General features: G+C 53.8%; 13 protein-coding genes. 8 read left to right on the forward strand and 5 right to left on the reverse strand.

Features of this window, described 5'->3' with window-relative positions; translation table 11 throughout:
- Positions 1 to 65 precede the first annotated feature (65 nt).
- Positions 66 to 578 carry an adenine phosphoribosyltransferase gene (locus ACP5D4_RS17445; protein WP_428012890.1) on the reverse strand — a complete coding sequence of 171 codons (513 nt, stop codon included), beginning with the start codon at positions 576 to 578 and terminating at the stop codon, positions 66 to 68.
- 309 nt (positions 579 to 887) lie between these two features.
- Here ACP5D4_RS17445 and ACP5D4_RS17450 point away from each other — a divergent pair, with 309 nt between their 5' ends.
- The 6 genes from ACP5D4_RS17450 to fabG all read left to right on the forward strand — a co-directional run bounded on the left by ACP5D4_RS17450 (position 888) and on the right by fabG (position 7,121).
- Positions 888 to 1,505 carry a DUF3038 domain-containing protein gene (locus ACP5D4_RS17450; RefSeq protein WP_428012902.1) on the forward strand — a complete coding sequence of 206 codons (618 nt, stop codon included), beginning with the start codon at positions 888 to 890 and terminating at the stop codon, positions 1,503 to 1,505.
- A gap of 163 nt (positions 1,506 to 1,668) precedes the next feature.
- Positions 1,669 to 3,102, forward strand: a complete 1,434-nt coding sequence (locus ACP5D4_RS17455) for a DUF4335 domain-containing protein (protein WP_428012891.1) — start codon at positions 1,669 to 1,671, stop codon at positions 3,100 to 3,102.
- Between the two features lie 132 nt (positions 3,103 to 3,234).
- Positions 3,235 to 4,131, forward strand: a complete 897-nt coding sequence (locus ACP5D4_RS17460; protein WP_428012892.1) for an OmpA family protein — start codon at positions 3,235 to 3,237, stop codon at positions 4,129 to 4,131.
- 85 nt (positions 4,132 to 4,216) lie between these two features.
- Entirely contained in the window at positions 4,217 to 5,218 is a 1,002-nt protein-coding gene (gene fmt, locus ACP5D4_RS17465) for a methionyl-tRNA formyltransferase (RefSeq protein ID WP_428012893.1), read from the forward strand.
- A gap of 216 nt (positions 5,219 to 5,434) precedes the next feature.
- Positions 5,435 to 6,157: an SIMPL domain-containing protein gene (locus ACP5D4_RS17470; RefSeq protein ID WP_428012894.1), complete on the forward strand. Its 723-nt coding sequence runs from the start codon at positions 5,435 to 5,437 to the stop codon at positions 6,155 to 6,157.
- A gap of 268 nt (positions 6,158 to 6,425) precedes the next feature.
- The gene (fabG, locus tag ACP5D4_RS17475; protein WP_428012895.1) at positions 6,426 to 7,121 is read left to right on the forward strand and encodes a 3-oxoacyl-ACP reductase FabG; all 696 of its coding nucleotides are present in this window, start codon (positions 6,426 to 6,428) and stop codon (positions 7,119 to 7,121) included.
- Positions 7,122 to 7,301: 180 nt separating this feature from the next.
- On the opposite strand, the gene ACP5D4_RS17480 is transcribed toward fabG, so the two are convergent.
- Positions 7,302 to 9,089 carry a M10 family metallopeptidase C-terminal domain-containing protein gene (locus ACP5D4_RS17480; RefSeq protein ID WP_428012896.1) on the reverse strand — a complete coding sequence of 596 codons (1,788 nt, stop codon included), beginning with the start codon at positions 9,087 to 9,089 and terminating at the stop codon, positions 7,302 to 7,304.
- 957 nt (positions 9,090 to 10,046) lie between these two features.
- Entirely contained in the window at positions 10,047 to 11,348 is a 1,302-nt protein-coding gene (gene eno / locus ACP5D4_RS17485; protein ID WP_428012897.1) for a phosphopyruvate hydratase, read from the reverse strand.
- A 279-nt stretch (positions 11,349 to 11,627) separates the two neighbouring features.
- Here eno and ACP5D4_RS17490 point away from each other — a divergent pair, with 279 nt between their 5' ends.
- The gene (locus ACP5D4_RS17490; protein ID WP_428012898.1) at positions 11,628 to 12,320 is read left to right on the forward strand and encodes a response regulator transcription factor; all 693 of its coding nucleotides are present in this window, start codon (positions 11,628 to 11,630) and stop codon (positions 12,318 to 12,320) included.
- Positions 12,321 to 12,356: 36 nt separating this feature from the next.
- Here the strand turns inward: ACP5D4_RS17490 and ACP5D4_RS17495 are convergent, their stop codons facing one another.
- Entirely contained in the window at positions 12,357 to 12,941 is a 585-nt protein-coding gene (locus ACP5D4_RS17495) for a PHP domain-containing protein (protein ID WP_428012899.1), read from the reverse strand.
- A 565-nt stretch (positions 12,942 to 13,506) separates the two neighbouring features.
- Here ACP5D4_RS17495 and ACP5D4_RS17500 point away from each other — a divergent pair.
- Entirely contained in the window at positions 13,507 to 14,229 is a 723-nt protein-coding gene (locus ACP5D4_RS17500; RefSeq protein ID WP_428012900.1) for an ABC transporter ATP-binding protein, read from the forward strand.
- Between the two features lie 61 nt (positions 14,230 to 14,290).
- On the opposite strand, the gene ACP5D4_RS17505 is transcribed toward ACP5D4_RS17500, so the two are convergent.
- Positions 14,291 to 16,135: a methyl-accepting chemotaxis protein gene (locus tag ACP5D4_RS17505; RefSeq protein WP_428012901.1), complete on the reverse strand. Its 1,845-nt coding sequence runs from the start codon at positions 16,133 to 16,135 to the stop codon at positions 14,291 to 14,293.
- Positions 16,136 to 16,294 lie beyond the last annotated feature (159 nt).

Below are 16,294 nucleotides of genomic sequence, written 5' to 3' on the forward strand. Positions count from 1 at the left end.
CTACGGGAACCTGGCTGCTCCCAAGCCCCGTCGCTTTAGCGCGGGGTCAGTGACAATCTCGGACTTTAATATTCCAATAGGGTAACAACTGGAACGTCGGGGAGTTTGCTGCGGCCGCCGAGATCTCGCAGTTCCACCACGAACGCAAAGCCGACGAGTTCCCCACCCGCGCGTTCGACGAGGTTCGCCGTAGCTTGAGCGGTTCCCCCCGTGGCGATCAGATCGTCGATAATCAACACCCGCGATCCCGGCGAAAAGGCGTCGCAGTGCATTTCCAATCGATCGGTACCATATTCGAGATCGTATTCCGCCGAGTAGGTTTGCGCGGGGAGTTTTCCGGGTTTACGAACGGGAACGAACCCCGCCCCCAGGTGATGCGCCACCGGAACGCCGAACATAAATCCCCGCGATTCCATTCCCAGTACCATATCCGGTTGGAGGGGATGGCATTTTTCCACCAAACGCTCTAGGGTGGCGGCTAAGCCCTTGGGATGCGCTAACAGGGTGGTGATGTCTCGGAAGATAATGCCAGGTTTGGGGAAATCGGGGATTTCGCGAATCAGCGATTTGAGATCCATAGCAGTGCGAGTAAGATGGATGGTTAACGGTTAATTGACGGTGCGTTGGGGATGCATTTGCGTTGCCCCACCAAATCCTATCAGGAAATTTAAGGGGGGCCGTAGGTGAGTGAAGAGGGAAACGTGAAGAGTCAAGAGTCTGGGGAAACTTGTACGATCGAACTGGGAACGACGATCGAGCCAACTGTGTCAGAATCCAATGCGATCGCCCGAAGTTTCCGAAACCCCGCAGACGCACCGTAAACTGAAAGTATCTAGAAAAAGTCTCTAGATCCGATTGCCCGATACGAGTGGACTGTTGTGAGCGCAATGCTATCGAACCCGCCCCAAACTCAGACTGCCAACCCTCAAACCTCTAAACTGACGTTAGACCGCTTGCCCGATATGCCCGTGACCCATCACGGCTGTTCGCGACGCACGCGGGTACAATTGGATTTAGCCTTGTTGGCGATCGAGGCGTTGAACCTCCACGGCTCCCAAGATATCCTCGCCCTCGCCAAACAATTAGAACTCGATGGAATTCTCCCCAACCGCGTCACCCTCTGGCGCGTTCGCAACACCAATCCCCTGCGTCGCGCCCATCGCCGCCGCCCCATGTCCTTAGCGGAAGCCAAGGCGCTGACGTTGATTGTCTGTTATATGGCGCGTCGCATGACCTTGGCGTTGCGTCAGTTGTTGAAGGAATACCAGCAACTCGTTCAACAGCAGCTTCCCTTGGAAAAAAGCCCGCCACTGGCGTTTTACCTAGAACGGTTTCGCGCCCACTTCCGCAGCCGCATGAACCCGCGACGGTCTGCAATTTTGGTGTACAGTACGGACGAGAAAATTAACGAGTTGGCGATCGCCTTGCTCGAACAACTGTTATTTTGTACGGGAACGGCGGGATTACAACGGTTTTGGGTGAGTCTCTTCGACGGAGAAGTGTAAAATCAGAAGTTCGCCTAAAATTAAAAATCTCAGGGAAGGCTGTATCCGTAACCCGTTGAGCGAGAGTGCTGAATTCGCCCCGAGTGTCTTCACCCTTGACGCTTCACGCTCCCCTCTTCCCTGAAAAACGGCGGCCAGCTCGTAAGATTAAGGAAACGGTGGAATGGTTGTAAGGCGAAAGTATAGCTTGCCCGAATGTACGCTGATCGTAGAAGGCATCAGCGAGCCTCAAGGCGCAGACACCAGTTCGACGCGCCCGCTGTTGTCGGTGTTGGTCAACGCCGAATGTCATTTAGTGGGGAAACCCCACGCCATAACGGGCGATCGCGCCTTCTTAGAAGCGTTTACCGCCACGGTCGATCGCTACGCACGCGGTCTGATGAGCGGACTTTCCGCTAGTTCGCCGCCAGATTCCCCCGTGGACATCGAACCCATCGCTTCAGAGGAAAACGAGAAGGCGTCCCTTCACCGCTTGACGGTCCGCCAATCAGACGGGGACGAACCGATTCGCATCGACCTGACGACGCTGCAACTGTTCGATTTAGTCGAAGCCCTCGATCAGATGTTAGCCGACCGGCGTACCCTTCCCGATTGGTCGATCGATTTCCAACCGAGAACCCGCCACGAAGCCCACAACGAAGAACCCCTTCAAAAACGAGCCGCCCCCTTCGCCGTAGGCGCATCGGGTCTCGTTATCGCCGCCATCGCCCTGTTTGCGCTCCCCGTTCCCAAAGTCGAACGTCCCCGCGAACCCCTCCCCAACTCTACAGAAGAAACTTCGGAACTCACCACGACCCCCAACGGCGATCCTCCAACCGTTCCACCGTCCAACGGCGTTGAAAATACTTCTGAAAATACTTCTGAAAATACTTCTGAAAATACCGCCGAAAATACCAGTGCAACGGTTCCCGACTTAGACGAAAACCTCGATACCGTCGATGAAATCACCGATCCCGATCGCTTGTTAGCCCTGCGTTACAACCTCTATCAAGAACTCGATCGAAACTGGACCACCGAACCCACCTTCGATCGCGATTTAGAATATCGCGTCACCGTGGGAATCGACGGCGCAATACTCGGCTACCGCCCGGAAAACACCTCCGCCCGAAATTACGTTGACGAAACCCCCTTGCAAGAGTTAGTTTACGTTCCCGTTGAAGGGGGAACCGCCGACGCCGAAGCCCTGGCCGAGTTTAAAGTCGTCTTCACCGAAAACGGCGTCTTACAAGTGAGTCCTTGGGATGGCTACCCTTCCACTCCCAGCGACCCGCCCACCATCGACGATATCGCCACCCTCGAAGACCTGTTAATTGAAGTGCGCGATAACCTGTACGACCAGTGGACCACAGAACCTCGGTTCGATCGAGACCTCGAATACCGCCTCGCCGTCACCGAAGACGGTTCGATCGCCCGTTACGAACCCCTCTCGAGCGACGCTTCCCGTTACTTCGGAGAACTTCCCATCGAGTCGTTTTACGACCCCGCCGCCGGCGTCGTCCTACAAGACGACAAAGTCAGCCTCGCCCCCCTGGCCGAGTACCGCGTCGTCTTCACCCCCCGAGGAATCATCGAAATTAGCCCCTGGGATGGATATTAATGCAGCCAACCGTGGTAGGGTGCGTCACTTGAAAAATCCTGTGTCGCAACCCAACCGATCGATCCTCGCGCACCGACAATGTATTTCTCCCCTCTCCCAATCTCCCCATTCCCTCACTAACGCCTTAAGCTTGTGAGCAACTCCCCACCCCCTAACCCCTCCGAGAAAAAAGAAAGCCGTCGCGACCGCCGCCGTCGCCAACGCCAACAAGAAGGGTCGGCCAACCCACTGGCCGTTCTCGCAACACTCCTGTTTCAACTCCTCGTTTTGGTGTTTTGTCTCGGCTTGGGAACAGTCGGAGGCGCTTTTATAGCACACTTCTACCCAAAAGTCAACCCATCCGAGCCACTTCTCGAACAGTGGAGAGCCAAACTGCTCGAGAAAAAAGTCCCAGCAGCCGAGTCCTCCGAACCGGACGCCGAAGGGGAGTCGTCGTTACCCGAGTTGACCGACGAACAGCGATCGCTCTTGCGAGAAGAATTCGTGCAACTAAAAAACGAACTCGAAACCCTGCAAACCCAAGCCAGCCAACTGGACAGAGACAACCTTACCGCCGCCGAAGTACAAGCCCAACAAGACGGAATCGCACGACAAGTCACCGCCATCGAAACCCGAATCGACCAACTCGACAGCCTGTTACTCGGAGAAACCCCCGGAGAAGCTCCCATCGCCCTTCCGGGGCTGCCCCTGCACTTGACCTTACCGAGCGATATCCTGTTTACCGACAGCGGAACCGTCCTCGATCCCACCAGTCGCAGCATCCTCGACAGCTTCGCCGACGAACTCGAACGCCTCCCCAACGCCAACGTTTATATTTCGGCTTACAGCAACGAAGGCGAATCCGAGGCGATCGATCTCACCTTCGAGCAAGCCAAACAAGTCGAACAATACTTCATGGAAACCCTCAACGGCGAAGAGTACCACTGGGTTAGTGCTGGATACGGCGCCAGCCAGTTCGCCGCCCCCAACGACACCGCCGCCAACCGCCAGCGCAACCGACGTATCGAGATTCGCGTGATACCGCGTTGAAGAAGTTGAGGGGATGATGGGATGATGGTGCGATCGGGGAGAAATTGTTAATTATCGATTGTCAATTATCAATTTTCAATTATTTATGAAGCTGGTTTTTTTTGGTACGCCCCAATTTGCCGTTCCGAGTTTGAAAAAACTGCTCGATCGACCGGAATTCGACGTTTTAGCCGTTGTGACGCAACCGGACAAACGACGCTCTCGCGGGAAACGCTTGAGTCCGTCTCCGGTGAAAGCCGTCGCCGTGGAACGGGAGGTTCCGGTGTGGCAACCCCGACGGGTGAAGAAAGATGCCGAAACCCTCGAAAAACTGAACGCCGCCAACGCGGACGCTTTTGTGGTTGTCGCTTACGGACAGATTCTCTCATCGGAAATCCTGCAAATGCCCCGTTTGGGCTGCATTAACGGCCACGGTTCCTTACTTCCAGAATATCGCGGCGCCGCACCCGTTCAGTGGTGTTTGTACGATGGGAAATCCCACACGGGAATGACCACCATGTTGATGGACGAAGGGATGGATACCGGTCCGATGTTGCTGAAATCCCACATCGATATCGGACTGCTCGATAATGCTTGGGATTTAGCCGCTACCCTGTCGGAACAATGTGCTGATTTACTGGTCGAAACCCTGCTGAAACTCGATCGCAGCCAAATTCAACCCGTTCCCCAAGACGATAACGCCGCCACCTACGCTTCTCTGATTCAAAAAGACAACTACAAACTCGATTGGACGCGCAGCGCCATCGACCTTCACAATCAAATTCGCGGCTTTTATCCTAACTGCGTCGCCCGCTTTGTCGATACGCCCCTGAAAATCAAAGCCACAGCGCCCCTCGGCTCCCCATATTGGGAACAGCTTCCCCCCGAAATCGCGTCGTTACAGCAGCAGTGGGAGGACATTTCCCAAATCCACGCCGCACCGGGGGAAATCGTTCGTATTGTCAAAAATCTCGGCCCCATCGTCGAAACCGGAAACGGAAAACTCCTGTTACGGGAAGTTCAACTTTCTGGGAAAAAAGCTCAGTCGGGCTGGGATTTTGCCAACGGAACCCGCCTCGAAGTCGGCCATCGCATCGACAATGCTTAACTGGAACTCCTGTTAAGCCTCCGGGTTTCTCAATCCTCTGTGTCCTCTGTTGCGAAGGCTTCTTCTCCTGCTTTGCCCGAGGAGTCCCTTCGCCAATCTGGCACAGGTGAGGTGCGGGTTCGCTTCGATCGACCCCACAATTCACGAAACCCACAATTCACGAAAAGCGACAAGTTATCGCTTCCATTACTACATTTTGTAAAAATTGTCAAGTTTATGAATCGTACTCTTTCCCGTTGGTTCGTCAGTCCTCTGGCGACCTTAATGTTGACCACCGGAGTCGTATCGATCGTGGGGTGTAATCCCGTGGCTGCCCAAGAATACCGTACCAACGTCCTAACTGTGACCGGACAGGGAATCGTCTCCGTTCCCACGAGTTTGGCGCAAGTGAACCTCGGCGTCGAAGTGCGCGGTCAAACCGCCGAAGAAGTCCAACAGACTGTGGCCGAGCGATCGAACTCCCTCATCCGCCTGCTGCGATCGCGCAACGTCGACAAACTACAAACCACCGGAATTCGCCTCAACCCCATCTACAGCACCCGCAACAACGAAACCACCATCACCGGATATTCCGCCACCAACACCGTCAGTTTCCGCATCACCACAGAAGAAGCCGGACAACTCCTCGACGACGCCGTAGCCTCCGGCGCCACGCGCATCGACGGTATCAGTTTCGTCGCCACCGACGAAGCCCTCGACGCCGCACGCGAACAAGCCCTGCGCCAAGCCACCCTCGACGCCCAACGTCAAGCGGACGTAGTATTAGGAACCCTGAACCTCTCCCGACGGGAAATCGTCAACATCTCCGTCAACACCAACGTTCCCACCCCCAGACCCCTAGCGCAGTTCGATATGCTGAGAGCCGAAGCCGCCTCGACCCCCATCCAAGGCGGAGAACAGCAAGTTCAAGCCTCTGTCACCCTGGAAATTGGCTATTAACCGTTGAGAATTGATAACGCCAAAGATATGGGTGAGAAAAACCCGGTATCTGGACAATCCTCAGTTTCAGGTATCTCGGTCTTAGATACCGGGTTTCTGAGGATTTACATTTTTGAGATGCAACCTGATTTGAGGGTGTGACATCTCCTCCTCTTTTTGTTCGGTTGTATTGCCATCTTTTTATATTTCAATCCATACTGATTGAAAAATTGAACCCAACGCGCCAAATTCTTAAAGTGAAGAGAGAGAAATATAGGAGAACTGGCTCGTGAACGGAAAAAAAGTGTTACTGACTGGCGGAACGGGTGGTTTGGGAGCGGGCGTAACGCCGCTGGTGGTGTCGCGAGGCGCTGATTTAACCGTAACCTATCGCCACCAAGAAGAGGTCGATCGCCTCAAACAGCAAATGGCCGCCGACGACTTTTCAAAAATCCAATTCGCCAATCTCGATCTTCTCAACGAAAGCGCCGTCCAACAACTCATTGAAGACATCGGACGTATCGACGTACTCATTCACCTCGTCGGTGGATTTGCCATGGGTGCCACCGCCGAATACAGTTACGAAAATTGGAAAAAAGACTTCGACCTCAATCTTCACACAACGTTTCTCGCTTGCAAATACAGTTTGGCAAAAATGCTAAAACAGGGATACGGACGAATCGTGACCGTTGGCTCGCGAGGTGCGATCGAACCCGGTGCGAAGTTGGCAGCTTACTGCGCCTCGAAAGCGGCAGTCGTCGCCCTGACGAAATCCATCGCCGCCGAAACCCAAGGAACAAATATCACCGCGAACTCTGTCCTCCCCAGCGTCATCGACACCCCCGCCAACCGGGAGGCTATGGGAACCGAACAAGCCCAGCAGTGGGTAAAACCGGAATCCTTAGCCGAAGTGATTTGTTTCCTCGCTTCGGACGCCGCAAAGGATCTGCGCGGCGCAGCCGTTCCGGTTTACGGAGACGTTTAACTTTTTGATTCCGAACTCGGTCGGGGAACGGAATTCGCCCGCCACGGTTCCCGTCAAGCAAACCATCGAACCCCAGACAGCAAAAAAGTCCCCTCGAGACTCACGACGCTCGAGGGGACTGTCCGTCCAGCGAAGAAAAGATAGGATAGATGCACGAATCGAACCTCAACGAAGGCGGGTTTAGAAGAGGTTGTTTTCCATATCGAAGTTGTCAGCCGTGAGGGTGTCGGTGAAGTTATGCAGCTTAATCGTCATGTCGGCCATTCCGTTATCTCGGCGTTCGATATGAATCCAAGTATTGAAGCCGACGACTTCGGAGCGGATTTCCCGAATACCGTCGTTCGGGGTAAAGTCATCGGGGGAGCCTTCGCCCACGTATTCTAGATAGCGATTGGCTTTGAACAAGTTGAGGACATCCGTCGTCTCGAAGTCGGTGATGATGTCGTAGTTGTGGGGCTTGGAATCTTCGTGGTTGGTGTACACGAAGATGTCATCTCCTTCGCCGCCGGTCATGATATCGCCGCCGCGACTGCCGACGAGGGTATCGTCTCCACCACCCCCGTCAATGTAATCGTTACCGCGACCGGCTTTGAGGAAGTCGTCTCCGTCTCCCGATACGATTCGATCGTTTCCGTCTCCTGTATCGATTTGGTTGTTACCGCCATCTTCAGACGCATCGACTTCGTTATCGGTACTGTCTCCGGTAATTAAGCGTTCGGTGCTTTCGACGCTATCGGGAGAGCCGTAACGATAGGCCACGCTCAAATCGGGAGTGACCCAGTCGCCCCGCGTTCCGACGAGGGAGAAGTTACTACTGGTTCCGGTGAATTGAGAGACGGAAAATCCGAAGCGCTTCTCGTCCAGGGAAAGGTTGTTAATGGGCGTGGGGAAATAGCTCTCGAGAAGGCTGGCACCGCTACCCGAAAGTTGATATTTATAGACAGCTCCCGCGTTTGTCCCCACGGTATCGTCGCGATCGGCCCCGATTAGTAACTCGTTTCCTGAAAGACTGACGGAAACCCCGAAGAAGTCGTTCGCGGCCGGCGTCGGATTGTCGATGGTCGTTATTAGGTTTCCGGAATGGGTATTGAAGACATAGACGCGACCGCTATTGTTGTTTTCTTCCGGTGCGCTCACCACGGCTAAGCTATCGGATAGCCCTACGGCGAAGCCAAAGGAGCCGTTTCGTTCTGGGTTCGGGCTTTTGAACTCTTGCAGGAAAGTACCGCTTTGGCTGTCGAACAGGTAAGCGCGTCCGGTGTCTTTATCGCTAACGTCGGTGGCGTCGTTTTCTCCGTATCGCTCTCCGACGAGGACGTATTGGTTCGAGAGTTTGACGTCTACGCCGAAAATGCTGAAGTTATCGGTGGGATTCGGACTTTCGAGTTTTAACAGCCGTTGGCCGCTGTTTTTATCGAAAATATGCACCACGCCCACGTCCCAGTCCTCGTTGGGGTTGGGGTCGGCGACTTCGCGATCGTGACCGGGAGCGCCGATGGCAACGCGGTTTCCTCGGATATCTACGGCTTCGCCGAATCGATCGCGTTGGACGAAACCGGCGTTGACACCGGTATCGTCGGGAAGGTTGGCAAAGGTTGTTTGTAATTGACCGGTTCCGATATCGAATAAATAGGCGGCTCCCACGTCAGCGTTCGTGGCGCCGTCCGTGCGGCGCGCTCCTACCAGCATATCGGTTTGCCACAGGGCGATCGACGTACCGAACTCTCCTTGTCGGCTCGGAGAGGGATCGATGTACAAACCCGCATCGGGTAATAAATTCCCAAAACCGTCGTAGACGAACGCCGAACCTGCGTTTCGGATGTTTACTGTGGCGTCGAGCGGATTGATTGGATCGTCGAATTTCGTGGCAATTGCGGAAAATTGACCGTACTGAGCGACTTCTGTGCCAAATCCATCTCGGATGGTTGGCGTGGGATTGTTCAGAAGTTGTGAGTTGATGGTTGGCATGGTAATTGACGTTTCCAATAAATCAATAGTTTTATCGACAATATGTCTTCCTGCTGCGGCAAAGTCCATATTTTGTGCGTAAATTTACGTAATCTTTGCAGTCGCAGTTTCGAGATTTTACTGAAAAAATACATAAATATGCAGTCAATTGAGCCGAGGAAGCGTTTGTTCTCGATCGCACAATTTTAAGGGGTGGCTTTATGGAATCTTTAAAAACTTAAATCATAGTGACAAGCAATACATAAAATCGATAGAATTGTCTATTTTTGGCAACTATGTTGTGGTTTTTGGTTGTTTTGCTATTTGTTGCAAGTTTTTGTAGTTGTTTTTTATATAGCTGCGTATCGATAATATTTTTTTCTGGAACGCCCGTTTTCAAAGGAAAAACCGCCTATTAAGCTAATAAATAAACGTAATACCGCCTTGAAACACTGGCCTGGCAAGTTTCATGTTTTTTGTAAAATTTGGTTCTTTTGGTAAAAAATCAGAACAATACACAAAATAATCAAAATAGAGGAAAAATTCAAAAAATTCAAAAAAAAATAGCTAATTGTTGGGGTAATAAATGTGTTTTTTGATTGTTGTTGTAAATTTCAAAGCCTAGCCTAGTAATTGCCTGTAACTGCCAATTCATCGAGTTTTGAGCCAGCCTCCAGTCTTCGATCGAAAAACTTCAGTATAAATACGGAGTTAAAACACAAACTTTAACGGCACACTCAACCCAAATCGGACTGATACGGCATCCTTATCTCAAACAGCGATTTCTTTAAACTATGCATCCAGGGGGGATGGGTCTCTGTGGTCAAGAGGTTTTGCAGCCTTCAAGGGTATGGGGCGCGTCAAAAAAAAGAGAGAGGCACTGTATGCAGTACCTCTCTCGCCGGAGCGATCGACTAAAGGGACAGGTCAACAGATCCCAGGCGCGATCGCCTCAAAGTGATATCCAACCGAGAACCGTTACGAGGCCGTAGCGCCGGGTCCCAAGCCGACTTTACCCGCGTAAACAGCGCGATCGCCCAGTTCGCTTTCAATACGAAGCAAACGATTGTACTTAGCAATGCGTTCGCTGCGACACAGCGATCCCGTCTTAATTTGTCCGGCCCGCGTCGCCACGGCCAAATCGGCGATCGTCGTATCCTCCGTTTCCCCAGAACGGTGACTGATGACCGAACGGAAACTGTGACGCGTTGCCAAATCGATGGTTTCGAGAGTTTCCGTCAGCGAGCCGATTTGGTTGACCTTAATCAAAATCGCGTTACCGGCTTTGGCGTCGATGCCTTTCTGCAAGCGCGTTGCGTTAGTGACAAACAAATCGTCACCCACGAGCTGACAGCGTTTGCCCAAGCGTTCGGTCAAAACGCCCCAGTTCTCCCAATCTTCCTCGTGTAAACCGTCTTCAATGGACAGGATGGGATACTTATCGACCAATTCCGTTAAATAGTCGATTAAGTCGCCGGGGGAGCGAGTCGCACCGTCGTAAGTATACTGACCGTCGCTGTAAAACTCGCTGGCGGCTACATCGAGGGCTAACGCCACCTGTTCGCCAGGTTGGTATCCCGCCCGTTCGATCGCTTGAATGAGCAATTCCGCCGCTTCCTTATTCGAGCCGAGGTTGGGGGCGAATCCACCCTCGTCACCGACTCCCGTCAGCAAGCCTTTATCGTCGAGAACTTTACTCAGGGACGAGAAGACTTCCGAACCCCAACGCAGTGCTTCCTTAAACGATTCCGCCCCCACGGGGACGATCATGTATTCTTGAAAGTCGATATTGTTGGCAGCATGTTCGCCCCCGTTGATGACGTTCATCATCGGAACCGGGAGCAGGTTCGCCAAGGGACCGCCCAAATAGCGGTAAAGGGGAATATCTAACGCACTGGCGCAAGCGCGAGCGTTCGCCAGGGAGACGGCGAGAATGGCGTTGGCGCCGAGGTTGGCTTTGTTGGCCGAACCGTCGCGATGCAACATCACCGCGTCGAGTTTCATCTGTTCGAGAGCATCGACCTTTCCGACGAGTTCGGGGGCGATTTTCTCTTTGACGTTCTCTACGGCTTTCAGAACGCCTTTTCCGCCGTAGCGTTGGGAATCTCCGTCGCGCAGTTCGTGCGCTTCAAAGGTTCCTGTAGAAGCGCCGCTGGGAACCTTGGCGACGCCGACGGCGCCGTTAGCGAGGCGGACTTCGGCTTCTACGGTGGGTCGTCCTCGGGAGTCGAGGATTTCCCAAGCGTCGATCGCGGCGATCGTCGTGTCAGATTTACACATCTCTCAGTTCTCCTGTAGCCACATTTCATGGAGCGACACAGTCGCTACGGGGAGGTGTAAAGGGGTTGCTCCCGTAGCACGCACCCCAAACATCATACGGTGCGTCGGTCGTTTGAGGCGTCAGGCTTTGGGAGATTTTTAGAAGGGTCGATCGATTCGCTCCTTTGCTAGAGATCGATCGACCCTCCCCGGCGAGAACTTGGATTTCGGGATCTTCAGCCCTGGAAACGAGCGGTATCCTAGAAAATAGAAGAGGATTCGCAGTTTAAGGATTCGCCCATGTCAGCGAAATTGTTATTAGTCGATGACGAACCGGGGCTTCGGGAAGCCGTCCAAGCCTATCTCGCCGATAGCGGCTTTACCGTCGTCGTCGCCACCAACGGTCAAGAAGGGTGGGAAAAAGTCCAACAGGAAGATCCCGATTTGGTCGTCACCGATATTATGATGCCGGAAGTGGACGGCTATCAGCTCCTGCAAAAAATGCGGGAAGACCCGCGCTTTCGGGGGCTTCCGGTGGTGTTTCTCACAGCCCGGGGCATGACCTCCGATCGGATTCAGGGATATCAGGCTCGATGCGACGCTTATATCTCCAAACCCTTCGATCCCGACGAACTGGTGGCGGTCGTGGAAAACTTGCTCGATCGTCGCGCGGCGGCTACGGAAAGCACTGAGGAAGGAGAACCGCCGGATTTGGCGACCCTGGCGCGACAAATTCAGGAAATTAAAGAATTACTGACCCACAAAAACGCCATTCCCCAAAAAAGCGCCCCTCTCGATATCGATTTTACGCCCCGAGAAGAAAGCGTGTTGCAGTTGGTGGCGCAAGGGCTGATGAATAAAGAAATTGCCAGTCGGCTCGATACTAGCGTTCGCAACGTGGAAAAATACGTCAGTCGCCTCTTTAGCAAAACCGGCACCAACAGCCGCACGGAATTGGTGCGTTATGCCCTCGAACACGGGCTGACGGAGTGATAGGGTGAGGGTGAGGTGAGGAATGATGAGAACACATCACATTCGGCGTAACAGGCTCAATCCGTGGGAGTCGGTTCCGCAGGTGTCGAAGAGACCCTGTTTGGCGTTGAGTTTTTTGACTTGGGCGGTGGTGTCGGAACTCGGACGCCAGGGATTGGGGTTGTTATAGGCGTAGTAGGCTTCGGTGCCGTCGATACCCAGTTTCGCCGCCGCTGGGATTAATTTGGATGCAGAACGGCGATAGCGGGCGGGGTGGGCTAAGACGGCTAAGCCTCCGGCGGCGTGGATGGAGTTGATGACGCGATCGGCTTTGAAGGCTTTTCCGCTGACTTTTTTTCCTTGTAGGTAGGGGCGGATTTCTTCGCGAGCGGGATCGTAGCCGTAGCCGAGAATGTGAACTTCTGCTCCGAGGAGATCGGCGTTGATTTCTACACCCGTCCATAAATGCGGGGCGTGGGCGTCGGGAACTGACTGACGCCATTTGTCCAGCCAGTCTTGGGCGCGGTGGTATCCGTCGGCGCTGTGGTGATCGGTGATGGCTAAGCCCTTGAGTCCGATGGTGACGGCTTGTTCCATGACCGCTTCGGGATGCAGGCGACCGTCAGAACACACGGTGTGCATGTGGAAGTTGTAGTGTTTCGGGCAACTCTCTTCGGTCAAAGTCCGAAAGACGGTTCTCAGCGCTCGCGTGTTCTGCGCGGCCGGTCTGTCAGACGTTGCCGCCTCTGGCAGATAGACAAGCATAAGCAAGGTTTGGGATAGAAGTTAACTTATTGTAACAATTGTGTGAAAAAGTGGCAGTCAAATTTGAAGGTTTGTTGATTCAAAAATTGAAAGGGAGACTTTAGGATTTCTAATTAGGGATTTTCTCTGAAAATCGCGAGTGGGTCTGTTGTGCCGTTAGGTTAAGACCGGGTTAGATGCTTGACGACACGACGCGATCGCGCCCGTTTTGGACGGAAAAATCGTCGAAACCTCACCCGACATCACGGATATAACAGTTGGCTTCCTCAAAATCGGTATTTTTACTTACTAAAAAAAGAGAAAAGAACAGGAGATCCTGCCAAGTGTTGACGACAAAACGCCGAAACCCAACGATCGAACCGTTCGTGCCAGACAGTTTTCTGGCGATCGACCGTGATAAAACCAGATCGTCGATAAAAACTGGATTGCCACCGTTCCGGTCGTGCTAGAGGTTTCCTTTACAAAAACTTTCGATCGATCCCACCTCGAAGGCCCCGCCTTCCAACTCGACGTTTCTTTTCGCGTCGATCGCGAACTGGTGGTGTTGTTCGGCCCTTCTGGCTGCGGTAAAAGTTCCCTCCTCAGCGCCATCGCCGGACTGTTGAGTCCCGATCGCGGCAACATTTCCCTCGACGGACTTCCCCTGTTCGACAGCCAACGGGCGATCGAGCTTCCGCCCCATCGCCGCCCCGTGGGATACGTCTTCCAAAGCTACGCCCTGTTTCCCCACCTCAACGTCGCTGAAAACATCGCATTTCCCCTCGATGGACTCAACCGACGCCAACGACAGCAGCGCCTGGGAGAACTGGCCGCGTGGCTGCATCTCGAACCCTTGCTCGATCGCCCCGTCACGCAAATTTCCGGCGGTCAAGCCCAGCGCGTCGCCATCGCTCGCGCTCTGGCCGCCAATCCCAAAATTCTTTTACTGGACGAACCCTTCAGCGCCTTAGACGACGCCCTACGAAGCGACTTGCGAAAAACCCTAAAACGGTTACAACGCCAGCTCGAAATCCCCATGCTGCTCGTCACCCACTCTCGAGGCGAAGCCTTAGAACTCGGCGATCGCTCCGTTCTCCTCGACAATGGCGCCATCGTTGAGATCGATCGACCCGACCGCGTCCTCGTCCCCTCCCGCCACCTCAGCAGTCACTTCGCCTGGGGATGAGAAACGAAAATAATTGATAATTGACAGGGATTGACATCCTCTCGGGAAGCTCCCTGGCTCCTCATCTCCTCATCATCCGCGAGATGGCTTGGCTGAGGTAATCTGAGGTGGAGGCTTGGGATTGGGTAGCCCGATCGATCTCTCGAACGAGTTGGGAAATGGAATCGGTGGCTTTGGTGATTCGTATCAGTTCTTGCTGGGTTCGATGAACCGATTTTTTTCCGGTGCTGGCTTCGAGGCGGCTTTCTTCGATGGCGGTATTGACCCAATGAATTTGACGCTGAATTTCCCCCACTGTACGATCAATCTCCTGGGTGACTTGCGCCGAGTGCTGCGCTAACTCTCGCATTTCTTTGGCGACGATGGCGAACTCTCGACCGCCCTCTCCGGCTCTGGCGGCTTCTACTGACGCATTCAACGCCAGTAAATTGCTGCGTTCGGCTAACGCACTCACCAAACCCACCGCCTGCGACACGCGATCGGAGGCTCTCTGAAGTTGCTGGAGTTGGCTCGACGCCTCGGAAACCGATGCTTCGATCGATCCGATGTTTTCGACCGTCTGAGTCATGGATTCGTCCCCCGCCGCCACCACGCTGTCGGCGGCGTTGACTTCCCGCCGAACGGTTTGCACGCTGTCGGCGACGCCTTGCATCGAGACGGTCATCTGTTGTAACTCTTTGAGCAGTTCCACTGCGCGATCGCGCCATCGTTGTTGTTCCTCGAGAACCTGCTCGATACGTTCGAGGGTTGCGTTAAAACTGCGGGCGAGAAGCTCGATTTCCGCCGAACCGGACACCTCGACTCGCGTATTGAGATTTCCCGAAGCCACGCTGTCCGCAGCTTGCGCCAAACGACTCAGCGGCGTGGTTAGTCCGTTGGAAAATTGCCAAATGGCGATCGCCGCCACGATCGCCAACAGAACGCAGGACAGCATTAATTCAACGGCTAACACCAGGGCGTCTCGAACGGCGAAAGTGCGATCGATCGACGCGATCGCCACCCAATCGGAAACCGGAATTTTCGCCATTCCATAGATTCGCCCCTCAACCACAAAGAGATCTGTCGCCAGTTGAGACGATCGCCCTTCCCTTTCAGCTCTTTCCACCAACGCTATCGCCCGTTCCAAAACCTCCTCCGCTCCGATTAACCCCTCTCCTACCGTTCCCCCGTCCTCGGTTAACGTGGCCATAACCGTCCCTCCCGCTTCCACTTCCAGCAGTTGCAACACCTCCGATTCCATCAAATCGAAGTTTCGCAAAATCTCTACCAGAAAGGTTAAATTCTCGACGGCGTACCCGAGTTTGATAACTCCGAGAAACTCTCCGGTAACGGGATCGACGATCGCGCCGCCGAGTTCCACGTTCAGGGTGTTTGTCGATTGATCGAATACCGGTTCGCCAATCCACCGCTGCTGTTGTTTGGACGCCATCCACCAAGTTTCGTCTCGTTGCACGAAATCCGAAGTTAGTTGCGTATACCCGATGTTCAACCCGTGACGTTCGGTGACGATAATTTCCGAAAACTCCCCCAGTCGCGCCACGTCTTGCAAGCGATCGTTTAATCCGGTGTTGATGGGTAACAACTTGCTTCGAGCGAAGGCGGGTTCTAACTCCGCGATCGATCGATCGTCCCAACTTCTCTCCTGGGCTAACTGCGTCCCCTCCCGCGCCGCCGCCACCACCATCGGCTCGATCGCTAAACTTTCTAACAGCGTCATTTTGCGCTCGACGGTTTCGTTAGTCAGTTCCGCACAAATCTTGACTCGATCGAGTAAATTTTCCTTAATTTCCGCAATTGAATTTCGGTAAGTCCACCAACCCGTCCAGGCTCCCACCAACGCCAGCGGAAGCGACACCACCGGAAGAAAAACCACCAACATTTTCCGCCGCAAAGAGACACTTTTCATTGAAATTTGCGCGTCTGACTCGACTCCACCCCCTCGATGGTACAGGAGGTTAGCTGACATCCTCCCGAAACCGACCCGTTCCGGGTACGGTGCGGGGTTCCTCCTTCAACGAGCCAACTTACTCGATAAGTTCTCACTTATCGCACAGAGGTCGATCTC

The sequence above is a fragment of the Baaleninema sp. genome (assembly GCF_049974805.1).
Taxonomy (GTDB): Bacteria; Cyanobacteriota; Cyanobacteriia; order Cyanobacteriales; family Geitlerinemataceae; genus Baaleninema.